The organism is Mycobacterium sp. (assembly GCF_052144515.1).
Taxonomy (GTDB): domain Bacteria; phylum Actinomycetota; class Actinomycetes; order Mycobacteriales; family Mycobacteriaceae; genus Mycobacterium.
In genome coordinates, this window is record NZ_JBKQQD010000186.1 from 1 (window position 1) to 22795 (window position 22795).

Here is a 22795-nt window from a genome sequence, read left to right on the forward strand (position 1 = left end):
GCTGTTGAACCAGGCCGAAAAAATCCACCAGGCCAGTGTGCGCTCTGTCGCCGACCGTTCTGACCGCGACGACGTCACGAGACGGTACGACGCGATCCTGGCCCTGGTCTGTCCCGAATCAACCTAGGGGCACCATTGTCTTCCCTGCCCCGTTGATGAGCGCGATCGGAGAACTCGCCGGCTTCCTGACACGCGGGTCGAGCGCCTCAAAGACCAAGTCTGCGCAGCGCGCCGAGCCGAAGTGGTAGCGCAGGCCCCGGCCGAGTCGTCTTATCGGGGTGATGCGGAAGAGGAACTGCATCCACTGCCAATACAACGGTGAGTAGTATCGCTTTCGAGTTCGTGTGGGTCGCCGATGCTCCAGTCCAGTTAGGCGCCAGAGGCTTTCATCGGCGGGTAGCGCCGCAGGAGCCACAATCCTGCCCGGCTGTAGCCGCGAAAGAGCATTTCACCGTTGGGGAAGTGCTCGACGATGCGTTGCAGCATTGCCACGCCGTCGGCGCGGCGCAAATACGGCGTCGACCCCTCGGCGACAACTAAGGTCGGCTTGTCGCCGGGGATCGTGTCGAGCAGTCCAGGATCGGTGACCGACGCGGCGATAGTGTGTGCAGACCTGCGAGTTGCGGAAATAGCCGTTGCCGCAATCCGATGACATCGGGCAGGTCGATGTCATGCCAGTCGGGACGAAGCAGCTGGGCTGTCATCGAAGGCGGCCTGAAAAAGATAGGCGGCTGCCAGACTGCGCCATGGGCGCCAACGCTCCGCGAGGGCGAGAACCTCTGTCTCAGTGGGCAAGTGGTCCATCGCGTAGAGCCGCTGAATCGCCTTGCGAAGAGCGAGGTCGCCCGGCAACATAACGTCCTGCCGGTTAAAGGCGATGATCAACAGGCCGTGCACGGTCCACGGGCCGATTCCTGAGACCGTCGTGAGGCGATCTTCCACTTCGCGGTCAGACAACCGCCGAAGTTCCTCGTCGCGCCATTCGCCATCGGTGAAGCGCTTAGCGACTTCTCGCAAGGTCGCGACCTTGCGCCGCGACAATCCCACATTGACCAGTTCCTCGGGCGCAACGGCCAAAAGGGCATCCGGGGTGGGCAGGGCACCGCCGAAGAGCTCCACCAGCCGCTCGAGAATGCGTCTGGTCGCACGAACTGAAAGCTGCTGACCGATCACCTGAAACACCAGCGCGCCAAAGGCATCCATCGGTGGCAGGTCCGACAGCCAGGCCCGCGGGTTGAAGCTGGGATCCGCATCGATCAGGCGCGCCAGAATCGGATCGGCCCTCCGCAGATCGGCCAGTGCGCGATCACGCTCCGTATCGGGCATGTGTCCCTCCGGCAATCGGTCATCGAGGGCCTGCCAAGTCAACGCAGGTGTCCGTTCATTTTCATCGGTGTCGTCGCCGGAGAACAGGGCCGAATGTCTGAGCGTGTGACCGCGCACCCAAACTAGGCCAGGAGTTGCGGTTATTGCGATTTGTTTACACCGCGACCTAGCGCTTTCGTCAATGAGGCGGGTTCGATCTCTGCATGGGCACAGACGAGAACTGATGCGCTAGCGGCGAGCTCAACGGAAAGACGATCACGATGCAATGGGGAATGACGGCGTAGCTGCAGTTGCTGGCGGTGGTCGCGATTCTCGGTGTGCTACACGTCCCGCTCGGCAACTACATGGCCCGCGTGTACACCAGCGAAAAACATTGGCGCGTCGAACGATTCATCTACCGGATGGCTGGGGTGGATCCCCATCGTGAGCAGCGTTGGAGCTGGTACCTGGTGTCGGTGCTGGCGTTTTCGGTGGTCAGTGTGCTCGGCCTGTTGGCGCTCCTGATCTTGCAGACCCACCTTCGGCAGCCGTGGGGTCATAAGGGAACGACGCCGTTGCTGGCGCTCAACACGGCGGTAAGCTTCGCCACCAAGACCAGCTGGCAGAACTACGCCGTGGAGTCCACGCTAGGTCATGTCGGCCTGGCGGCCGGGCTGGGTGTGCAGGCCTTCGCCAGCGCAGCCGTGGGAATGGCAGTTGCCGTCGCGCTCATCCTCGCCATCGCCCGCCGAGGACCGACCGATTGGGCAACTTTTGGGTCGATTTGGTGCGCGGAATCATCCGCATCCTGCTGCCGCTCGCCATCGTCGTCGCGATAGTTCTCAGCGTGCTTGGCGTCGTCGAGAGTTTCGGTGCGGCACGCTCCATCACCACCCTTGCCGGGGGATCGCAGACCCTGCCCGTCGGACCTGTCGCATCCTGGGAGTCCATCAACTCATGTCGGGGGATGGTGGGGGAGCGTTCAACGCCAGCAGCGCCCACCCGTACGAGAACCCGAGCGGTCTGTCCAACGTCATCGAGATCGTTGCCATGGCGCTGATTCCGATGGCGCTGGTGCGCAGCTACGGGATCATGGTGGGCGATCGCCGCCAAGGCTGGGCGCTGCTTGTCGTGGTCATTGCACTGTTCGGCCTGGGAACCGCTGCCGTTGGGCTGTCGGAGTCGATACCGCATGACACGGTCGCCACCGCGGTGGGCGCGTCCACAGAAGGAACCGAGGTGCGGTTCGGCGTGCCCGGGAGCGCCGTGTTCGGTCAAGTTGCCACCGCGACGGCAGACGGTGCGGCCGACTCGTCATACGACAGTTTCGCCAGCCTGGGCGGTCGCGTGTTGATGGCGAACATGATGCTGGGCGAGGTCAGTCCGGGCGGCGCGGGCAGCGGACTGTACGGGCTGGTCATCATCGCGTTGCTCGCCGTGTTTCTCGGCGGCCTCATGATCGGGCGAACACCGGGATACCTCGGCAAGCGGCTCGGCCCCGCGAGATGAAGCTGGTGAGCTTGATAGTGCTCACCGCCCCGTGCGCGGTGCTCACCGGAGTCGCAATCGCTGTCGCTGTTCCGGCAGGGCCTAAATCGATGGGTAACGCAGGCCCGCATGGGCTATCGGAGCTGCTCTACGCTTTCACCAGTTGCGTGGCCGGAAATGGCAGCGCCTTAGATTAGCGGGTTTCAGTGGGAACACGCCCGGATTCAACCTTGCGCTGGCCGCCGCGATGCTCGTCGGTCGTTACGTGCCCATCATCTTGGTGCTCGCGCTGGCCGCCAGTTTTGCGGGCCAACGCGCCAGCGTGATCGATGATCCGGGAACACTGCCGACCCATACCGTGTCATTTGTCGGGTTGATGATCGGCGTGGCCTTGATCGTGGTCGGCCTCGAATACCTGCGAGCATTAGCGCTGGCGCCCATCGCCGAAAGCGTGTCTTAGATCCCTGGGTGGATCAGGAAAATGTGGTCTGCGCGCAGGTGGCGGGTGAGGTGGTGTTGACCCCGGTGTAAACCACCTGGATGTGGGTGCAGACGATGACGTTGACGTCGGTTTTGGGCTGGCCCGTTGACCAATCGGTCGAGTCGATGCGGCCGGTCGTCTGGTACTTGTCCGGCGGGCCCTCACCGAAGTAAACGGTGGTGACTTCGTCGGACCCCATTGACTTCATGACCCTCTCGAACTGGCCGGTGCCGTGAACGTCCATGTAGGCCAAGCGGTTTGACGACCGGATCTCGGTGGTTTGGCGGGCCCACAGGCCGGGGGGGAAGCCGGTCACACCGTCAGGCGTGCGGGTGTCGGCGCCGACGGTGAAGTCGCAGTGGCCGTCGCCTTTGAAGCAGTTGAGGAAGGTGTGCGTCTCCAGCTGGTTGGGTCCGTCCAGCGGGAACAGGGTAGTGGCGGTGTTGCTGGCCGCCAGGGCAATCGGGGTGGGCAGGAACGCCAGCGATCCGGCGACGGCAAATCCCGTTATCAGCCGCTTCATCGCGTTCCCCTTCCCGGTAACTCCGCGACCAGTCGTCGTTGGTCACCTCTACCGAATCAGATTCCGGGTGAGATCGACAGGCTGGGATTAGTCCGGGGCACCTAGGAGCCGCCGGTGCCGCCGGTGCCGCCGCCTCCGCCGGCACCGCCCGCAACGCCGGTGGGGGGATTGCCGGGGTTGCCGGGGACGCCGGCCTTGCCGCCGCCGCCGGAGCCCGTGCCGCCGGTGCCGCCGGCCCCCCGCCGCCCCCGGCGGCGCCGGAGCCGTTGTCGCCGCTGGTGCCGGTACCACCGTCCCCGCCGATCCCGCCGGCCCCGCCGTTGTCGCCGTCGGCGGAGACACTGCCGTTGTTGCCGTTGCTGCCGGTGCCGCCGTCGCCGCCGTTGCCCGCAGTGCGCCGGTGCCGGCGTTGCCGCCGCGGCCGCCACTGCCACCAGCGCCGCCGGCCGGAGCGGTGCTGTCGCCGGTCCGGGTGTCGGTGCCGCCGTTGCCACCGTTACCGCCGTCGCCCCCGTTGCCGAACGCACCCACGCTGCCCCCGTTGCCGCCGGTGCCCGCCGCGCCACCGGCCCCGGCGTTGCCGCCGCCCCCCCGCTGCCGTTGATGCCGCCGGCGGCGGAGTTGCCGCCCTTGCCGCCGGCACCGCCGATGCCGCCGTTGCCGCCGTTGTCGCCCGCGGTTCCGGGTGCGCTCCTGGCGTCGTTGCCGATGCCGCCGTTGCCGCCGTTGCCGCCGATGCCGCCGGCGCCGCCGGTGCCCAGGGTGCCGCCGGTGCCTGCGTTGCCGCCGTTGCCGCTGCGGCCGCCGTTACCGCCGGCCGGGGCGGTGCTGCCGCCGGTTCCGGTGTCGGCACCGCCGTCGCCGCCGTTTCCGCCGTTGCCGCCGACCCCGCCGCTGCCCGCGGTTCCGCCGGTCCCGGAGTTGCCACCCACACCGCCGGCACCGCCGTTGCCACCGGCGAAGCCCGCCCCGCCATTGGCACCAGCACCGCCGGCACCGCCGGCCCCGCCGGCCCCGCCGTTGCCGCCGGTGCCGAAGGCGCCCACGCCGGCCCCGCTGCCGCCCGCGGCCCCACCGGCCCCGGCGTTATCGCCGGCCTGCCCGATCGCGCCCGGGCCGCCGGCCCCCGCCGTCACCGCCGGCACCCCGGCCCCGGCGGTCTGCCCAGCCGCCGCACCGCCGCCGGCACCACCGGCCCCGCCGTTTCCGCCGGCCTGTCCGGCCGCACCGGCCGCCCCGTTCCCGCCGGCCCCACCGGCGCCACCGGCCCCGGTCAGCGATCCACCACTGCCCCCGGCCCCGCCGGACCCGCCGGACCCGCTCGGGGTCACCGCGTTGCCGCCGGCCCCGCCATTACCGCCGCGGCCCGACCCGCCGGCCGACCCGCCGTTGCCCCCGGGCTGGCCGGGCGCGCCCGACCCACCGTTTCCGCCGTTGCCGCGGATGATCCCGCCGTCGCCGCCGTTTTGCCACGTACCCGGCGCGCCATCGGCGCCATCGCCGATGATCGGGCGGGCCAACAACAGCTCGGTGGGCGTATTGACCGCCCCCATCACGTCGTTCTCCAGCGTCTGCAGCGGCGAGGCGTTGGCGGCCTCCATGTGTGCATACGCGGCCTCACCGGCGTTGACGCCTGCACAAACCGGTCATGAAACGGCCCGGACTGCGTGCTGAGCGCCTGAAAATCCTGCCCGTAGCTGCCGAACAATCGGGTAATCGCCGCCGACACCTCATCCAGGGCCGGCGGTGCAATCCCCGTCGTCGAGGGCGCCGCCACCGCGGTGGCCGACCTGATCGCCTCGCCGATCCCCGACAAGTCGGCCGACGCGGCGGAAAGAGCTTCAGGAACTGCGATCACAAAAGACGACATCGCGGGAACCCCCATACCGAATCTTCAATTGGCGCTCAAAAGGTCTTCAGATGGCGCGAGAAAGGCTGACCGACGCCGGGCCGGATCCGCGGGCAAATTGCCAGCTTGCGCATTGCTGTATCGGGATGACGCCACAGCAGCCACCGCAGCCACTGAAGTCCGCGGCAGACCACCAGCGGATCGATCGCGTTCGACGCAGCGGAAATCGTCGCCGCCGCAACCAGATTGGACGTCAGGCAGGTCTGCGCGACTACTCGTCGTAGGTCACTTCCACCGAATCGGATTCCGGATGAGATTGACAGGCCAGGATCAACCCGTCGTCGAGGTCCTGCTGCTCCAGTACGTCGTTGACTTCCATGCTCACCTTGCCGCTGCGCAACGTGCAGGCACAGGCACCGCAATGGCCTTCCCGGCAGGAAAACGGCGCATCGAGGCCCTTGGCCAGCAGCACGTCGAGCAGCTTGGCGCTGCGCGGCCACGACACGGTGTGGGTTTCACCGTCGAGCTGCACCACCGCGGTGGCCGGCGGCTCATCGCCCGTGTCCTCGATCTTCACCGCCGCGAATGGATCCGAATCCAGCGACTTGAACACCTCGATATGTACTTGGGCCGCAGGCACTTTCAGCGTTTCCAGGGCGACACGCGCCGCCTCCATGAATGGGCCGGGTCCGCAGATGAACGCCGGCCGCTCGGTAAACGGGGCGGCCAGCTTCGCCAACGCCGTCGCGCTAGGCAGTCCCTGTAGCGACTCCAGCCAGTGCACCACCGTCAGCCGGTCGGGATACTTGGCGGCCAGCTCGCGCAGCGCGTCGCGAAAGATCACCGAGCGGTCGTCGCGATTGGCGTAGAACAGCGTCACCTGCCCGCTGCCCTCGGACAGCGCCGACTTGCAGATCGACATGATCGGCGTGACCCCGCTGCCCGCGGCCAGCAACAGGAAGTCGTCATCGAGCGTCTTGGGTACGAAGTTGCCCGACGGGGCCAGCACGTGGATGCGCATGCCGGGATGGGCGTGGTCGCACAGCCAGTTGGACGCGTAGCCGTCCGCGGTGCGCTTGACCGTGACGGTGAGCGCCTCGTCGGTGAACGGCGAGCTGCACAACGAGTAGCAGCGCGCCACCGAACCGGTGCGGTCACTGGGTACGCGCAGCGTCAGAAACTGGCCCGGTGCGTAGCGCAGCCGCTCCGGCGGAATGCTGGGGTCCCCCGACGCGTCCGGCACCGCGAACACCAACGAGCGCGCGTCGTCGGTCTCGGCGACGACCTCGGCGATCTGCAGCTCCAGGACGTGGTCGCCGAGCGGCTCGTCGGATGCTTGGTCCAGATCAGCCTCGGTCAACACCCGTCCTTTCTGTTCCAATGCGCTCTTCCGCCGTAACTAGAACATGTTATAGAAAACCTGATTCCTACCGCTACCAGCCGCAGGAATACGCTGCTCGACACAAATCGGAACGTGTTCTAGTCTTCTGTGTTAAGTCCGCACTCGCAGGAGGCAAACGTAAGTGACGTCCATTCAACAGCGTGATGTGCAGTCGGTGTTAGCTGCCATCGACGATCTGCTGCCGCGGATTCGGGAGCGCGCTCAGGCGACGGAGGATCTGCGCCGCCTGCCCGACGAGACGGTCCAGGAACTTGACGAGGCCGGCTTCTTCACCCTGCTGCAGCCCGAGCAGTGGGGCGGCCTGCAGTGCGACCCCACGCTGTTCTACGAGGCGACGCGTCGACTGGCCAGCGCGTGCGGTTCCACCGGCTGGGTCAGCTCGATCATCGGCGTGCACAACTGGCATCTGGCGCTGTTCGACCAGCGGGCGCAGGAGGAGGTCTGGGGCGACGACTCCAAGACCCGGATCTCGTCGTCGTACGCGCCGATGGGCGCGGGCGTTGTGTGCGACGGCGGCTACCTGGTGAACGGCTCGTGGAACTGGTCCTCGGGCTGTGACCACGCCACGTGGGCCTTCCTCGGTGGCCCCGTCATCAAGGACGGTCGGCCGGTCGACTTCGGCAGCTTCCTGATCCCGCGCAGCGAGTACCGCATCGACGACGTGTGGCATGTGGTCGGCCTGCGCGGCACCGGCAGCAACACCGTCGTCGTCAAGGACGTCTTCGTGCCCCGGCACCGGTTCCTGTCGTACAAGGCGATGAACGACGGCACCGCGGGCGGATATGAGACGAACACCGCCCCGGTCTACAAGATGCCTTGGGGGACAATGCATCCCACCACCATCTCGGCGCCGATCGTCGGCATGGCCTACGGCGCGTACGACGCGCACGTGGAGCATCAGGGCAAGCGGGTGCGTGCGGCGTTCGCCGGCGAGAAGGCCAAGGACGACCCGTTCGCCAAGGTCCGCATCGCCGAGGCCGCCAGCGACATCGACGCCGCGTGGCGCCAGCTGATCGGCAACGTCGGCGACGAGTACGCACTGCTGTCCGCCGGCAAGGAGATCCCGTTCGAGCTGCGCGCCCGCGCGCGGCGTGACCAGGTGCGCGCCACCGGACGCTCGATCGCCGCGATCGACCGGTTGTTCGAAGCGTCCGGCGCCACCGCACTGGCCAATGACCAACCGGTGCAACGCTTCTGGCGTGACGCGCACGCCGGGCGGGTGCACGCCGCCAACGACCCGGAGCGGGCGTACGTGATCTTCGGGAACCACGAGTTCGGGTTGCCGCCCGGCGACACCATGGTCTGATACCCGCCAGCGACGATGCAGAGCGAAGCGATGAGGAGGAGCGGCGGATAGTGACAGCGGCCACCGAAGAGCTGACTTTCGAATGCACCTCGCGGTTCGCCGAAGTGGAGGTCGACGGACCGCTGAAGTTGCACTACCACGAAGCCGGCGTCGGCAACGACCAGACGGTGGTGCTGCTGCACGGCGGTGGTCCGGGCGCGTCGAGCTGGACGAACTTCGCGCGCAACATCGCGGTGCTGGCGCAGCACTTCCATGTGCTGGCCGTCGACCAGCCCGGCTACGGCCACTCCGACAAACGCGCCGAGCACGGCCAGTTCAACCGCTACGCCGCCAGAGCGCTCAAGGGCCTCTTCGACCAGCTGGGCCTGGGACGCGCACCGCTGGTTGGCAATTCGCTGGGCGGAGGCACCGCGGTCCGGTTCGCACTGGACTACCCCGACAACGCCGGGCGCCTGGTTCTGATGGGCCCGGGCGGGTTGAGCATCAACCTGTTTGCGCCCGACCCGACCGAGGGGGTCAAACGGCTGGGGAAGTTCTCCGTCGAGCCCACCCGGGAGAATCTCGAAGCGTTCCTGCGGGTCATGGTCTACGACCAGAAGCTGATCACCGAAGAGCTGATCGACCAGCGTTTCGTGTTGGCCAGCACACCGGAATCGCTCGCGGCGACCCGGGCGATGGGAATGTCGTTCTCCGGGGCCGATTTCGAGCTCGGCATGATGTGGCGCGAGGTCTACAAACTGCGCCAGCCGGTGCTGCTGATGTGGGGTCGCGAGGACCGGGTCAACCCATTGGACGGCGCGCTGGTCGCGCTCAAGACCATTCCGCGTGCGCAGCTGCACGTCTTCGGGCAATGTGGGCACTGGGCGCAGGTGGAGAAGTTCGACGAGTTCAACAAGCTGACGATCGATTTTCTGGGAGGCACGCGATGAGCAGCGTGACGGGCATCCGGTCGCTGGGCTATCTGCGCATCGAGGCCACCGACATGGCGGCCTGGCGTGAGTACGGCCTGAAGGTCCTCGGCATGGTCGAAGGGAAGGGCAGCACCGAAGGGGCGTTATATCTGCGGATGGACGATTTCCCGGCCCGGCTGGTGATCGTGCCCGGCGAACAGGACCGGCTCGCCGAAGCCGGCTGGGAATGTGCGAATGCCGAAGGGCTGCAGGAGATTCGGAATCGGCTCGACGTGGAGGGCACGCCGTACAAGGAAGCCACCGCCGCCGAACTGGCGGATCGCCGGGTGGACGAGATGATCCGGTTCTCCGACCCGTCGGGCAACTGCCTGGAGGTCTTCCACGGTGCCGCGCTGGAACACCGCAGGGTGGTCAGCCCGTACGGGCACAGGTTCGTCACCGAAGACCAGGGGCTCGGGCACGTGGTGCTGACCACCCGCGATGACCAAGAGTCGTTGCACTTCTACCGCGATGTGCTGGGCTTCAGGTTGCGCGACTCGATGCGCCTACCGCCGCAGCTGGTGGGGCGCCCCGCCGACGGGGCGCCGGCCTGGCTGCGCTTCTTCGGCTGCAACCCGCGCCACCACAGCCTGGCGTTCATGCCCGGGCAGACGCCCAGCGGCATCGTGCACCTGATGGTCGAAGTCGAGCAGGCCGACGACGTGGGCTTGTGCCTGGACCGGGCGTTGCGCCGCAAGGTGCCGATGTCGGCCACGCTGGGCCGCCACGTCAACGACCTGATGCTGTCCTTCTACATGAAGACACCAAGCGGATTTGACGTCGAATTCGGTTGTGAGGGAAGAAAAGTCGCCGACGACGACTGGATCGCCCGGGAAAGCACGGCCGTCAGCCTGTGGGGTCACGACTTCACGGTCGGTTTCCGGAGTTAACCATGACGGCGCCGATCGACCCGCGCACGTTCCGCAGCGTGCTGGGTCAGTTCTGCACCGGGATCACCATCATCACCACCGTGCACGACGACGTCCCTATCGGCTTCGCATGCCAGTCCTTCGCGGCGCTGTCCCTGGACCCGCCGCTGGTGCTGTTCTGCCCCACCAAGGTGTCGCGGTCCTGGAAGGCCATCGAGGCCAGCGGCCAGTTCTGCGTCAATGTGCTCACCGAAAAGCAAAAGCACGTCTCGGCGCGATTCGGATCTAAAGAACCCGATAAGTTCGCCGGAATCGACTGGCACCCTTCACAACTCGGTTCGCCGATCATCGACGGCTCGCTGGCCTACATCGACTGCACGGTGGCGTCGGTGCACGACGGCGGCGACCACTTGGTGGTGTTCGGCTCGGTCGAAGCGCTGTCGGAGGCCCCCAAGATCAAGCCGCGGCCGCTGCTGTTCTATCGCGGCGACTACACCGGTATCGAGCCGGACAAGACCACGCCCGCGCAATGGCGCGACGACCTAGAAGCGTTCCTGACGACCACCACCCAGGACACCTGGCTCTGACTCGGGCACAGGATTTAGGGCTCTAGGGCTTTAACCGGGCGCGGATCTTTGGCATTTGCCTACTGCGGAAATGCGTTGTGGCATGCGCGGTCTGCTGGAAGACCACCAAGACACCGTCGTCGCCAGTGCGGCGCTGCGGAAGATGGCGATAGCCGCAGGGATGACCGTCGGGGAGAACGGCTTCACCTAACAGCATGTTGTACGCGCGCGAGCAGCAGATCGCTCGCCAATGTCGCCAGGCGCCAGAGATCTCCGCTGATCGATTCTGAGCGAAGCCGGAGATCTCACCTGACTGCCGGGATGGCCCGTTGAGGGGGCGGGCCATCCCGGCCTTAATCAGGTGGGCGAACCACCCTAGTTTTTGACGCTGCCGTAATTATTTGCGTCCAATGTCGGATCATGCCTGACCGTTCCCGCGTTGATGGCCGATTCGTCGGACTCCTCACCATGTCCTTGATCACGATCCGTCCGTTTCGTCCTGACGTTCGGGTCGATGCTGTCCGCGCGCTTGCGCTGCTCCTCGAGCTGCTCGCGCGATGTCGTCACGTCGCTCTGATGTGTGGCCGCTCGCTCCTGCAGCCTGGCGGCTTCGGCGGCCTTGACCTCGGCTTCGGCCTGCGCAGCGCGCGCCTTGGCGGCTGTTTCCTGCGCAAGTGCTTCGCGCCGTTCGAGCTTGGCCGCCTCCTGCCTGGTCTGCTCGCGTAACTGTTCGGCTTGCCGTTGGCGGCGTCGACGCGTTGCTCTCCCGACCGCGAAAACGACCAGGGCGGCAATCAGGACGACAGCCACCACTGCGACGACAATCCAAGTAGTGCTGGTGCTCATAGTGGGTCCCCTCGATGTTGGTGTCTGGTGGTGTTAGCAGCCCGTGTTCACCGGGGTTCCCCATATTTGACACAAATCAAACAAATCGGCGGTGAGCTGCGGCCGGCCCTACCGCTGGTAGGTGGTTTCGGTATTGGCGTCCTGGAACATCTCCGAGACGATCAGCCAGGATCCGCCGTCTTGACGCTGTAGGGCGCGCAAGGAGAAGTTGTGACGATCCAGCGTTCCGCCGCCGACAAGCCCCTGGCCCTTGGCCCGCAGATGCGCCGAGACCAGGACGACTTCGGGGGTGAGTACCCGAAAGCTCGTCTCGGGCAGACCGGCGAGCTCGCCGCGGTTGAAGTTGTCATCGGCGAACAATCCCGTCAGGTACTCGACGATGTCATCGCGCCTGCGCTTGACCGTGCCGAAGGCGTTGACCCAGTCGGCATTTTCGGAATACACGTCCCGCAGCGGCTGCGCGTCGCGATCGTCGAACGCCTTCAGCAGCGTCCTGCCGATCGCTTCCTGGTTCGCACCGCGGTGGCTACTGCTACGCGCACAACGGGCTGATGGGCTACGTGCTGGCAGAACTCGGGGTTTCGGGTGCGGCGATTGGCCGGGCGCGTGGTGTGGATGGTGCCGCCGGACTCGCCGGAGCCGGCACAGACGCACACCGTGTTGGCGGTGACCTTCCCGGGTTCGCAGGGGTCTTATCTCGTCGACGTGGGGTTCGGCGGTCAGACGCCGACCTCACCGATCCGCCTGGAAGCCGGCGGCGTCCAGCAGACAACGCACGAACCATACCGTTTGGAAGACCGTGACGACGGGCTGGTCTTGCAGGCTCAGCTGCGTGGCCAGTGGCAGTCGCTCTACGAGTTCGGCATGCGGACCCAGCCGGACATCGACCTGAAGGTGGGCAGCTGGTATGTCTCGACCCATCCGTCGTCGCGTTTCGTGACCAACCTGATGGGCGCGTGGGTCACGCCGGACGCCCGGTGGAACCTGGCCGGCCGGAATCTGGCCATCCACCGCGCCGACGCTACGGAGAAGGTTCTCCTTGCCGACGCGGCCGCGGTCGTCGACACCCTGAGTGACCGGTTCGGTATCAACGTCGCCGATACGGGCGAGCGCAGCGCGCTCGAGGCACGCATCGACCGGGCAGGTCAGTGACCTATCGACCCGGCAGCCAGGGCCCGATTCGCCGTAGGGCCTCCTCGATGTCGCTTGTTGGTCCGGCGAACGACAGCCGGACGAACGAGCCGCCGCGCTCGGTGTCGAAGTCGATGCCCGGTGCGATAGCAACGCCTTTGTCGGACAACAGCTTTGAGCAGAAAGCGAGTGAGTCGGTGGTGAAGTCCGAGACGTCGGCGTAGACGTAGAACGCGCCGTCGGTGGGCGCGAGCCGGTCGACACCGATGCCGCGCAGCCCGTCGAGCAGCAGCGAGCGGTTGACCGAGTAGTGCCGCAGGTTGCCGTCGGCCTCGGCGGTCGCCTCCGGGGTGAAGGCCGCCACCGCGGCGATCTGTGACAGCACCGGCGGGCAGATGGTGAAGTTGCCGGTGAGGCATTCCACCGCTCGGCGCAGCTCCGGCGGCACTAGCAGCCACCCAAGCCGCCAGCCCGTCATCGCGTAATACTTCGAGAAGCTGTTGACCACCAACGCGTTTCGCGATGTCTGCCAGGCGCAGCTGGTCCGTGGCGCACCCTCGTAGACCAAGCCGTGGTAAACCTCGTCGCTGATCAGCCGCACTCCGGACGCGTCACACCAGGAGGCGATCGCGGCCAACTCCGCCGGCGGTATGACCGTCCCGGTCGGATTGGCCGGGCTGGCGACGATCACGCCCTGCACCGGCGGGTCCAGTTCGGCGAGCATCTGCGCGGTGGGCTGGAAGCGGGTCTGCGGTCCGCAGGCGATCTCGACCACCTCACACCCCAACGCCGACAGAATGTTTCGATAGCACGGGTAGCCGGGACTGGCCAGCGCCACCCGATCGCCCACGTCGAAGCACGCCAGAAACGCGAGCAGGAACCCGCCTGAGGAGCCCGTGGTGACCACCACCGCGTTGGTGTCGACGTCGATGCCGTGCGTGCGCCGGTAATCCGCCGCGATCGCGGCGCGCAACTCCGGGATGCCCAGTGCCACCGTGTAACCCAGCTCGTTGAGGTGCAGGGCCGCGGCGGCGGCCGCCCGCACCGGCTCGGGTGCGCCCACGCTGGGCTGGCCCGCCGACAGGTTTACCAAATCGCCGTGGCTGCGTTGGCGTTCGGCGGCGGCCAGCCAGACATCCATCACATAGAACGGTGGGATGCCGGCGCGCAGGGCGACACGATCGGTCACGGCGTGGGAAGCACCTCTGCTTCCAGTCGCCGCAGCAACTCTCGTGGCGCGTCGAGCAGTTGCGCGCTGCCGTGTGCCCGCTTGAAATACAAGTGCATGTCGTGTTCCCAGGTGATCGCGATGCCGCCGTGCAGCTGGATGCCCTCGGCCGCCACGATACTCAGCGTCTCGGTGGCGGCCAGGCGCGCGGTGGCGGCGTTGGCGGGGGTGGGGTCGACGCACGCGTCGGCGACGACGGCGCGGGCCGCGGCAACGGCGACATACAGGTCGGCCATTCGATGCTTGAGCGCCTGAAAGCTGCCGATCGGCCGGCCGAATTGCACTCGGCTCTTGGCGTATTCGACGGTCAGTTCCAGGCACCGTTCGGCGGCGCCGATCTGCTCGGCCGCCAGCAGGATGGCCGCGGTGTCGGCGATTCCGGGGTCGGCGCCGATCGCCTCGGTCTCTTTGGGCCGCACCCGCGCCAGTCGGCGGGTGGGGTCCATGGTGGCGACGGGCTGCGCGGTGAATCGGGTCCACCTGCTGAGCCGGCCGCCTGGGCCGTCCGGGGCGGCGACGACGACATCGGCGATGTCACCGTTGACGACATAGTCGGCATCCAGGACCAGCGCACCGATCGAGCTTCCCTCGGCGAGGCTTTCCAACGTCTGGGCGTCCGGCTCGGGCGCGGCCAGCAGCGCCAGCTCGGCCAGCGTGGTGCCCAGCAGTGGGGAGGGCACCAGCGCCCTGCCTAGCTCCTGCAAAACCGTTGCGGCGTCGGCCAGTTCGCCGCCCGCGCCGCCCAGCTCCTCGGGTATCATCAGCGCAGCGGCGCCGACTTGCTCGCACAACAACTGCCACAGCGACTCGTCGTAGCCGCGGTCGGATTCCATCGCCGCTCGCACCGCCGCCGGGCTCGCGTGCTTGGCCACCAGCGCAGCGACGGTTTCCCGCAGCAGCTCCCGTTCTTCACTCATAGCACCTCCAACACTCGCCGCCGATGCGCCTCGGGAGTACCCCACGCCGACCGCAATGCTTGCACGCGCAGCAGCAGCAGGGAAAGGTCATGCTCCTGGGTGAACCCGATCGCCCCGTGCGTCTGCAAGGCCGAGCGCGCCGCCAGCAGGCCCGCCTCTGATGCGGCCGCCTTGGCCGCGCTCACGTCGCGGGGCTCCAGCGACAGGGCCGCGCCGTACACCAACGGGCGGGCTAATTCGATCGCGATGTGCACGTCGGCGAGCTTGTGCTTGATCGCCTGATACGAGCCGATGATCCGGCCGAACTGCATGCGCTGCTTGGCGTAGTCGACGGCGGCGTCTCGCAGCGCCCCGGCGGCGCCCACCAACTGCGCGGCGGTGGCCAGCGCGCCGAACTCGCAGGCCCGCTGAATGTCTGCTTGCCACGCGTCGCCGGTTGGCGTGACGTCGAACAGCCGGCGGCTGGGATCGACGGACTCGTGCTCTTCACCCGGGGCGGCCTCGGTGACTCCGTCCTCCGTGGCCAGCAGTACCAGCCCGGCGGTGTCGGCATCAACAGCGCGCGGCGTATGCGGCGGCAGCGCGACGGTGGCGATCAGCTCGCCGGAAGCCAGGCCACCGCTCCGATCGTCACCGGCCAGCAAAACCGGTGCGACGGCAATGGATTCGGCCACCGGGCCGGGCACGCACCAGCGGCCGAGACGTTCCAGCGCGACCACCAGGTCAACCGGGTCGGCGTCCAAGCCGTCGAACTTCTCCGGCACGGCCAGGGCGGTGACGCCGAGGTTGGCCAGCTGCTCCCACACCTTACGGCCGGGCGCGACATCGCCCGCCGACCACGCACGGACCGCGCCGGGCAGGTCCGCTGCGCCCAGCGCCGCGTCGATGCTCGCGGCGAAGTCGCGCTGCTGTTCGTCGAGTGCAAATTCCACGGTCACTTCTTTTCTCTGGGCAGACCCAGCAGCCGTTCCGAGATGATATTGCGCTGAATTTCGTTGGTGCCGGCGTAGATCGGGCCGCCCAGGGCGAACAGCAGGCCGTCGGTCCACGCGCCGGCCAGCTCCCCGTCGGCGCCCAGCAGGTCGAGCGCGGTCTGATGGATATCCACGTCCAGGTCGGACCAAAACACCTTGGTCACCGACGATTCCGCACCCAACTCCCCGCCGCCGGCCAGCCTGGTCACCGTGGCGAAGGTCTGCAATCGGTAGGCCTGCGCGTTGATCCATGCGCCGGCGACCCGGTCGGCAAACGCATCGGGTGAGCCGCGGTCCTTCCACAACGCCACCAGGCGCTCCGCGGCAGCGAGGAAGCGGGCCGGGCTGCGCAGCGACATGCCGCGTTCGTTGCTCGACGTGCTCATCGCTGCCCGCCAACCATCGTTCGGGGTGCCGATCACGTCCTCGTCGGGGACGAAGACATCGTCGAGGAAGATCTCACCGAAACCGGTGTCACCGCCTAGCTGAACGATGGGCCGCACCGTGACGCCCCCGGCCTTCAGGTCGAACATGAAGTACGTGAGGCCGTGATGCCGCTCGGCCGCGGGGTCGGATCGGAACAGCCCGAATCCCATTTCGGCGAACGGGGCCCGCGAACTCCAGATCTTCTGGCCGTTGAGCAGCCATCCGCCCTCGGTCTTGGTCGCGGTGGACCGTAGCGACGCGAGGTCACTGCCGGATTCCGGCTCCGACCAGGCCTGGGCCCAAATCTGTTCGCCGCTGGCCATTTTCGGCAGAATCCGGTCCAGCTGCTCCTCGGTGCCATGGGCGAACAGCGTCGGGGCCAGCATCGAGGTGCCGTTGGCGCTGGCCCGGCCCGGCGCTCCGGCGCGGAAGTACTCCTCCTCGAACACCACCCAGTGCAGCAGTGGTGCGTCGCGGCCCCCGTACTTCTTCGGCCAGGTGATCACCGACAGGCCCGCGTCGAACAACACCCGGTCCCAATGCCGGTGCTGCGCAAAGCCGTCCGCGTTGTCGTAGGACTTCGTCGGTATCGACTCGACGTTGGCCGAGAGAAACTCCCGCACCTCGGCCTGAAAGGCCAACGTCCCTTCGTCCAGTGCTAGGTCCATTTAGGCCAGCTCCCGCAGTTGTGGTTTGACGACCTTGCCGCCCGCATTGCGCGGCAACGCCTCGACGAACCGCACCGACCTCGGTGCCTTGAAGTTCGCCAAATGTTCACGGGTGTAGGCGATCACCGATTCCTCGTCCAGTTCCGAGCCGGGCCGCGTCACCACGAACGCCCGGCCAACCTCGCCCAGACGCGCATCGGGAACTCCGATCACCGCCGCGTCGGCCACGCCGTCCATCCGGGCCAGCACCTGCTCGACCTCGGCCGGGTAGACGTTGAATCCGCCGCAGATGTACATGTCCTTGAGGCGGCCGGTGATGCGCAGGTTCCCGCGCTCGTCGACGGCACCGATGTCGCCGGTGTGCAGCCAGCCGTCGGCGTCGATGGCGGCGGCTGTCGCCTCCGGATCGTCGAGGTAGCCCAGCATGACGTTGGGCCCACGCAGCAACACCTCTCCCGATTCCCCGCCGCCGGCTCCATTAATGCGCAGTTCGAAGTCGGCGAACGGACGCCCGCACGTGGTGGCGACGGTCACCGCGTCGTCGTCGGCGCGACACATGGTTCCCATGCCGTTGGCCTCGGTCAGCCCGTAAGCCGTCAACACGATGTCGATGTCGAGTTCGGACTGCATGCGTTCCACCAGCACCACCGGCACGGTGGCCGCCCCGGTCACCGCGAACCGCAGCGAGCTGAGGTCGTAGTCGCGGCGCGCGGGGTGGTCGAGCAGCGTCTGGTAGATGGTCGGCGGCCCGGGCAGCACGGTGATGCGGTGTTGCTCGATCGCCTGCAGCGTGCGCAGCGGATCGAACGTCAGGTGCGGGATCAGCGTCGCGCCGGTCTGCAGGCAGGCCAGGATGCCGGCCTTGTAGCCGAAGTTGTGGAAGAACGGGTTGATGCACAGGTAGCGGTCGTCGCTGGTGATCTTGCCGTTGGCGGCCCACGACGCCGAGCCCGACAGCGATTGCCGGTGTGCGCAGAGCACACCTTTGCTGCGGCCGGTGGTGCCCGAGGTGAACAGAATGTCGCTGACGTCGTCGGGGGTGACCGCGGCGGCGCGGGTGACGACCGCGGCTGTGCCTTCCGGGTCGGAGCCGCGCTCGATGAACTCGTCCCAGGTGCCGTCTTCCTCGTCGATCGGTATTCGCACGATGTGCCGCAGCGCGGGTAGAGCTTCGCGGTCCAGGTCGGCTACCCGATCGTTGCCGAGGAACCGACCCATCGCGAACAGCACCGGCGCATGAGTGCGGGCCAGGATGTCGCTGGCTTCCGTCGCGGTGTAACGGGTGTTCAGCGGCACCATCGCGGCACCGGCGTGGTGGATCGCCAGGCACGCCACCACCCAATGCCAGGTGTTCGGCGACCAGATGGCCACCCGGTCTCCGGGCTGCACGCCGAGTGTGATCAGCGCCGCCGCCGCCCGGTGTACCTCGTCGCGCAGGGCGGCCGCCGTGAACGATCGGTCGTCGGTGATCAGCGCGTCCTGGTCGGGGAGCTGACTTGCGAACCGATCCAGCGCCGCGGGCACGGTGCGCGGATCGTTGGTCATCGATGCTCCTATTTCGATCGCCCGGCTCCTCCTCACGCGGCTGCGCCGCGCGCATCGTCGCCCGGGCCAACAAAGCAAGTGCTTGGTAGGTTAGCCTACAGGGCATGCAGGACGTCGAGGAGTTCCGGGCGGAGGTCCGTGGTTGGCTCGCCGACAATCTGGTCGGCGAATTCGCAGCACTCAAGGGCCTTGGCGGACCCGGGCGCGAGCATGAGGCGTTCGAAGAACGCCGGGCGTGGAATCAGCACCTCGCCAAAGCCGGACTGACCTGCCTGGGGTGGCCGGCCGAGCACGGCGGGCGCGGGTTTTCGACCGCGCACCGGGTGGCGTTCTACGAGGAGTACGCGCGTGCCGACGCGCCGGACAAGGTCAACCACTTCGGCGAGGAGTTGCTGGGTCCCACGCTGATCGCGTTCGGCACCCCCGAGCAGCAGCAGCGCTTCCTGCCCCGCATCCTCGATGTCACCGAGCTGTGGTGCCAGGGATATTCGGAGCCCGGTGCCGGCAGCGACCTGGCCAACGTCTCGACCACCGCGGAACTCGACGGCGACCAATGGGTGATCAACGGCCAGAAGGTGTGGACGTCACTGGCGCACCTGGCGCAGTGGTGCTTCGTGGTCGCGCGCACCGAGAAGGGCTCCAAACGGCATGCCGGGTTGTCGTATCTCCTTGTGCCGCTGGACCAACCGGGCGTGCAGGTCCGGCCGATCGTCCAGATCACCGGTACCGCGGAGTTCAACGAGGTGTTCTTCGACGACGCCCGCACCGACGCCAACCTGGTGGTCGGCGAACCGGGCGACGGCTGGCGGGTCGCGATGGGAACGCTGACCTTCGAGCGCGGCGTCTCGACGCTGGGACAGCAGATCGTCTATGCCCGCGAGCTTTCCAACCTGGCCGAGCTCGCGCAGCGCACCGGCGCGGCCGAAGACCCGTTCATCCGCGAGCGCCTGACCCGGGCCTGGACCGGCTTGCGGGCGATGCGGTCGTACGCGCTGGCCACCATGGACGTTGAGCAGCCGGGCCAGGACAACGTGTCGAAACTGTTGTGGGCCAATTGGCATCGCAGTCTGGGTGAACTGGCGATGGACGTGATCGGCAAGCCCGGGATGGCCATGTCCGATGGTGAATTCGACGAATGGCAACGGCTGTACCTGTTCACCCGCGCCGACACCATTTACGGCGGGTCCAACGAGATCCAGCGCAACATCATCGCCGAGCGGGTGCTCGGCTTGCCCAGGGAGGTGAAGGGGTGACGCTGTCGGTAGCGCCCAAAGAGATTGCCGGACACGGACTTCTGGACGGCAAGGTGGTCGTGGTGACCGCGGCCGCGGGCACCGGAATCGGTTCGGCCACCGCGCGCCGTGCCCTGGCCGAGGGCGCCGACGTCGTCATCTCCGACCACCACGAGCGGCGGCTGGGGGAGTCCGCCGCCGAACTGTCCGCGCTGGGACAGGGCCGGGTCGAAAGCGTGGTGTGCGACGTGACGTCCACCGCGCAGGTCGACGTGCTGATCCAGTCGGCTACCGCCCGGATGGGACGCATCGATGTGCTGGTCAACAACGCCGGCCTGGGCGGGCAGACGCCGGTGGCTGACATGACCGACGAAGAGTGGGACCGCGTCCTAGACGTGACCCTGACGTCGGTGTTCCGGGCCACCCGCGCGGCGCTGCGGTACTTCCGCGATGCGCCGCACGGCGGGGTGATCGTCAACAACGCCAGCGTGCTGGGCTGGCGGGCCCAGCACTCGCAATCGCACTATGCCGCCGCCAAAGCCGGGGTCATGGCGTTAACCCGTTGCAGTGCAATAGAAGCCGCCGAGTACGGGGTGCGGATCAACGCGGTGTCACCCAGCATCGCGCGGCACAAGTTCCTGGACAAGACCACCTCGGCCGAGCTGCTCGACCGACTGTCCGCCGACGAGGCATTCGGGCGTGCCGCCGAGCCCTGGGAAGTGGCGGCCACCATCGCGTTTCTGGCCAGCGACTACTCCAGCTACCTCACCGGAGAGGTCATCTCGGTATCCAGCCAGCACCCGTGAAAATTGGTGACTAGCGCACCCCCGCGGCGTGCTCACAATTTCGACCAGCTTCGACGGGGGAAATCACATGCACGATTGCTGGCGTTATAGGGGGCTGCTGTGACCGACGGGCCCGACTCGCATTCCTGGGGTCCCAACACCCCCTGGCAATCCGGGGTAGGGGGACAGCCGCCGCCGCCGGGCCAGCAGCCGCTCGCGTACGGGGACGGGACCGCGAAGTGGGGCACGCCGGACATCAGCGGCATCAAGATCACCCTGTTCGACCCCTATCACCTCGAGGTGCTGTTCTCGGGGCAGACCACCTTCGTGCTGGTCGCCCACACCCGATCGGGCGCCTCGAAGGCGGGCCCCGTGACCGCCTTCGTGTCGGGGAAGGCCGATGTCAGGCAGAGCCCACCGGCGGTTGCATTGCGCTGAGGCCTCAGCTAGCCGAGCAAGCGCTTGGTTGATAGTCTGGTCGGGTGGACCGAGTGACCGGTCCGGCAAATAGCCGGCGAGACGAGCTGCTGGAGCTCGCCGCGACCATGTTCGCCGAGCGTGGACTGCGTGCCACCACGGTGCGCGATATTGCCGACGGTGCCGGCATTCTGTCGGGCAGTCTGTACCACCATTTCTCCTCCAAGGAGGAGATGGTCGACGAGCTCTTGCGCAGTTTCCTGGATTGGCTGTTCGCCCGCTACCGCGAAATCGTGGACAGCGAAGCCAATCCGTTAGAGCGGCTCAAGGGGCTGTTCATGGCGTCGTTCGAGGCGATCGAGCGTCGGCATGCGCAGGTCGTCATCTATCAGGACGAAGCCCAACGTCTGTTGTCGCAGCCGCGGTTCGCTTACATCGAGGACATGAACCGCCAACAACGCAAGATGTGGGTCGAGGTGATCAATCAGGGCATCGACGAGGGCTACTTCCGGCCCGACCTCGACGTCGACCTGGTCTACCGTTTCATTCGTGACACCACCTGGGTGTCGGTGCGCTGGTATCAGCCCGGCGGGCCGCTCACCGCGGAGCAGGTGGGCCGGCAATATCTCGCCATCGTTCTTGGCGGCATTACCAAAGAAGGAGTCTGAAACATGACCGAGGCGTACGTCATTGACGCTGTGCGTACCGCGGTTGGCAAGCGCGGCGGCGCACTGGCCGGGATCCATCCCGTCGACCTGGGTGCCCTGGGGTGGCGCGGATTGCTCGACCGGGTCGACGTCGACCCCGCCGCCGTTGACGACGTGATCGCCGGTTGCGTGGATGCGATCGGGGCCCAGGCGGGCAACATCGCCCGACTCTCGTGGCTGGCCGCCGGGTACCCCGAAGAGGTTCCCGGCGTCACCGTGGATCGGCAGTGTGGTTCCAGCCAGCAGGCGATTTCCTTTGGCGCGCAGGCAATCATGGCGGGCACCGCCGACCTGATCGTGGCCGGCGGCGTGCAGAACATGAGTCAGATCCCGATCTCGTCGGCGATGACGGTCGGCGAGCAGTTTGGGTTCACCTCGCCGACCAACGAGTCCAAGCAGTGGTTGCACCGCTACGGGGATCAGGAGATCTCACAGTTCCGCGGCTCGGAGCTGATCGCCGAGAAGTGGAACCTGTCGCGTGAAGAGATGGAGCGCTACGCGCTGACCAGTCACGAGCGCGCGTTCGCGGCGATCCGTGGCGGCCATTTCGACAACGAAATCATCACTGTGGAAACCGAATCCGGTCCGTTCCGGGTGGACGAGGGCCCGCGCGAGTCGTCGCTGGAGAAGATGGCCGGCCTTAAGACGCTTGTCGAGGGCGGCAGGCTGACGGCGGCGATGGCCAGTCAGATCTCCGACGGCGCAAGTGCGGTGCTGCTGGCGTCCGAGCAGGCCGTCAAAGACCACAAGCTCACCCCGCGTGCCCGCATTCACCACATCAGTGCGCGCGCCGCCGACCCGGTATTCATGCTCACCGGACCCATCCCGGCCACCCGCTACGCAATGGAGAAGACCGGGCTTTCCATCGGCGACATCGACACCGTCGAGATCAACGAGGCGTTCGCTCCGGTAGTTTTGGCCTGGCTCAAGGAGATCAAGGCCGACCCGGAGAAGGTCAACCCCAACGGCGGCGCGATCGCGCTGGGTCACCCGCTGGGCGCCACCGGAGCCAAGCTATTCACCACCATCCTCAACGAGCTGGAACGCATCGGCGGCCGCTACGGGCTGCAGACGATGTGCGAGGGCGGCGGCACCGCCAACGTCACCATCATCGAGCGCCTCTAGCTTTTTTTACGCCGAGCGTGCGTGTCTGTACGCCGACACGCCGCAGTTCACGTAC

At 67.1% G+C, this 22795-nt stretch carries 19 protein-coding genes and 3 pseudogenes; 11 read left to right on the forward strand and 11 right to left on the reverse strand.

Annotated features, from left to right (window positions below; translation table 11 throughout):
• Nucleotides 1-669: 669 nt before the first annotated feature.
• Nucleotides 670-1443, reverse strand: coding sequence for a DNA-3-methyladenine glycosylase family protein (locus ACLP9N_RS12710; protein WP_442407743.1), 774 nt, complete (start codon nt 1441-1443; stop codon nt 670-672).
• Nucleotides 1444-1670: 227 nt separating this feature from the next.
• On the opposite strand from ACLP9N_RS12710, the pseudogene kdpA reads away from it, so the two are divergent.
• Nucleotides 1671-3253: pseudogene (gene kdpA, locus ACLP9N_RS12715) on the forward strand (potassium-transporting ATPase subunit KdpA).
• A 13-nt stretch (nt 3254-3266) separates the two neighbouring features.
• Here the strand turns inward: kdpA and ACLP9N_RS12720 are convergent.
• The 3 genes and pseudogenes from ACLP9N_RS12720 to ACLP9N_RS12730 all read right to left on the reverse strand — a co-directional run bounded on the left by ACLP9N_RS12720 (nt 3267) and on the right by ACLP9N_RS12730 (nt 7006).
• Complete coding sequence (locus tag ACLP9N_RS12720) at nt 3267-3797, reverse strand: hypothetical protein (RefSeq protein ID WP_442407744.1); 531 nt, start codon at nt 3795-3797, stop codon at nt 3267-3269.
• Between the two features lie 274 nt (nt 3798-4071).
• Nucleotides 4072-5667, reverse strand: a pseudogene (locus ACLP9N_RS12725) (PE family protein); the annotation flags it as partial.
• Nucleotides 5668-5917: 250 nt separating this feature from the next.
• Entirely contained in the window at nt 5918-7006 is a 1089-nt protein-coding gene (locus ACLP9N_RS12730; RefSeq protein WP_442407745.1) for a 2Fe-2S iron-sulfur cluster-binding protein, read from the reverse strand.
• Between the two features lie 163 nt (nt 7007-7169).
• On the opposite strand from ACLP9N_RS12730, the gene hsaA reads away from it, so the two are divergent.
• Genes hsaA through hsaB form a run of 4 tightly spaced genes read left to right on the forward strand, consistent with a single transcriptional unit; the run spans nt 7170 to nt 10760 of the window.
• Entirely contained in the window at nt 7170-8354 is a 1185-nt protein-coding gene (hsaA, locus tag ACLP9N_RS12735; RefSeq protein WP_442407746.1) for a 3-hydroxy-9,10-secoandrosta-1,3,5(10)-triene-9,17-dione monooxygenase oxygenase subunit, read from the forward strand.
• Between the two features lie 50 nt (nt 8355-8404).
• Nucleotides 8405-9283 (forward strand): 4,5:9,10-diseco-3-hydroxy-5,9,17-trioxoandrosta-1(10),2-diene-4-oate hydrolase, encoded by an 879-nt coding sequence (gene hsaD / locus ACLP9N_RS12740; protein WP_442407747.1) that lies wholly within the window; start codon nt 8405-8407, stop codon nt 9281-9283.
• Nucleotides 9280-10194, forward strand: coding sequence for an iron-dependent extradiol dioxygenase HsaC (gene hsaC, locus ACLP9N_RS12745; protein ID WP_442407748.1), 915 nt, complete (start codon nt 9280-9282; stop codon nt 10192-10194). The genes hsaD and hsaC overlap by 4 nt, the downstream gene beginning before the upstream one ends.
• A 2-nt stretch (nt 10195-10196) precedes the next feature.
• Nucleotides 10197-10760 (forward strand): 3-hydroxy-9,10-secoandrosta-1,3,5(10)-triene-9,17-dione monooxygenase reductase subunit, encoded by a 564-nt coding sequence (hsaB, locus tag ACLP9N_RS12750; RefSeq protein WP_442407749.1) that lies wholly within the window; start codon nt 10197-10199, stop codon nt 10758-10760.
• A gap of 354 nt (nt 10761-11114) precedes the next feature.
• On the opposite strand, the gene ACLP9N_RS12755 is transcribed toward hsaB, so the two are convergent.
• Together ACLP9N_RS12755 and ACLP9N_RS12760 are read right to left on the reverse strand one after the other, a co-directional pair.
• The gene (locus tag ACLP9N_RS12755; protein WP_442407750.1) at nt 11115-11585 is read right to left on the reverse strand and encodes a hypothetical protein; all 471 of its coding nucleotides are present in this window, start codon (nt 11583-11585) and stop codon (nt 11115-11117) included.
• A gap of 108 nt (nt 11586-11693) precedes the next feature.
• Nucleotides 11694-12029 (reverse strand): hypothetical protein, encoded by a 336-nt coding sequence (locus ACLP9N_RS12760; protein WP_442407751.1) that lies wholly within the window; start codon nt 12027-12029, stop codon nt 11694-11696.
• Between the two features lie 68 nt (nt 12030-12097).
• Between ACLP9N_RS12760 and ACLP9N_RS12765 the strand changes: the two are divergent.
• Nucleotides 12098-12774, forward strand: a pseudogene (locus ACLP9N_RS12765) (arylamine N-acetyltransferase family protein); the annotation flags it as partial.
• Here the strand turns inward: ACLP9N_RS12765 and ACLP9N_RS12770 are convergent.
• From ACLP9N_RS12770 to fadD3, 5 genes are read right to left on the reverse strand one after another with little or no spacing between them, the layout of a single operon-like run.
• Complete coding sequence (locus tag ACLP9N_RS12770) at nt 12739-13905, reverse strand: pyridoxal phosphate-dependent aminotransferase (RefSeq protein ID WP_442407752.1); 1167 nt, start codon at nt 13903-13905, stop codon at nt 12739-12741. The pseudogene ACLP9N_RS12765 and the gene ACLP9N_RS12770 sit on opposite strands and share 36 nt — an antisense overlap.
• Nucleotides 13902-14861, reverse strand: coding sequence for an acyl-CoA dehydrogenase IpdE2 (gene ipdE2, locus ACLP9N_RS12775; RefSeq protein ID WP_442407753.1), 960 nt, complete (start codon nt 14859-14861; stop codon nt 13902-13904). The genes ACLP9N_RS12770 and ipdE2 overlap by 4 nt, the downstream gene beginning before the upstream one ends.
• Entirely contained in the window at nt 14858-15799 is a 942-nt protein-coding gene (locus ACLP9N_RS12780) for an acyl-CoA dehydrogenase family protein (RefSeq protein WP_442407754.1), read from the reverse strand. Before ACLP9N_RS12780 ends, ipdE2 begins: the two co-directional genes overlap by 4 nt.
• Nucleotides 15796-16929, reverse strand: coding sequence for an acyl-CoA dehydrogenase family protein (locus ACLP9N_RS12785; protein ID WP_442407755.1), 1134 nt, complete (start codon nt 16927-16929; stop codon nt 15796-15798). Before ACLP9N_RS12785 ends, ACLP9N_RS12780 begins: the two co-directional genes overlap by 4 nt.
• Complete coding sequence (fadD3, locus tag ACLP9N_RS12790; RefSeq protein WP_442407756.1) at nt 16930-18474, reverse strand: 3-((3aS,4S,7aS)-7a-methyl-1,5-dioxo-octahydro-1H-inden-4-yl)propanoate--CoA ligase FadD3; 1545 nt, start codon at nt 18472-18474, stop codon at nt 16930-16932. It lies immediately after the preceding gene.
• A 104-nt stretch (nt 18475-18578) separates the two neighbouring features.
• On the opposite strand from fadD3, the gene ipdE1 reads away from it, so the two are divergent.
• The 5 genes from ipdE1 to fadA6 all read left to right on the forward strand — a co-directional run bounded on the left by ipdE1 (nt 18579) and on the right by fadA6 (nt 22740).
• Entirely contained in the window at nt 18579-19727 is a 1149-nt protein-coding gene (gene ipdE1 / locus ACLP9N_RS12795) for an acyl-CoA dehydrogenase IpdE1 (RefSeq protein ID WP_442407757.1), read from the forward strand.
• A complete protein-coding gene (gene ipdF / locus ACLP9N_RS12800; protein WP_442407758.1) occupies nt 19724-20512 on the forward strand; it encodes a (5R,7aS)-5-hydroxy-7a-methyl-1-oxo-2,3,5,6,7,7a-hexahydro-1H-indene-carboxyl-CoA reductase in 789 nt (262 codons plus the stop codon). Before ipdE1 ends, ipdF begins: the two co-directional genes overlap by 4 nt.
• A gap of 99 nt (nt 20513-20611) precedes the next feature.
• The gene (locus ACLP9N_RS12805; RefSeq protein WP_442407759.1) at nt 20612-20929 is read left to right on the forward strand and encodes a hypothetical protein; all 318 of its coding nucleotides are present in this window, start codon (nt 20612-20614) and stop codon (nt 20927-20929) included.
• A gap of 44 nt (nt 20930-20973) precedes the next feature.
• Nucleotides 20974-21576, forward strand: coding sequence for a TetR family transcriptional regulator KstR2 (gene kstR2, locus ACLP9N_RS12810; RefSeq protein WP_442407760.1), 603 nt, complete (start codon nt 20974-20976; stop codon nt 21574-21576).
• Between the two features lie 3 nt (nt 21577-21579).
• A complete protein-coding gene (gene fadA6 / locus ACLP9N_RS12815) occupies nt 21580-22740 on the forward strand; it encodes a steroid 3-ketoacyl-CoA thiolase FadA6 (protein WP_442407761.1) in 1161 nt (386 codons plus the stop codon).
• The last annotated feature ends 55 nt before the right edge of the window (nt 22741-22795 follow it).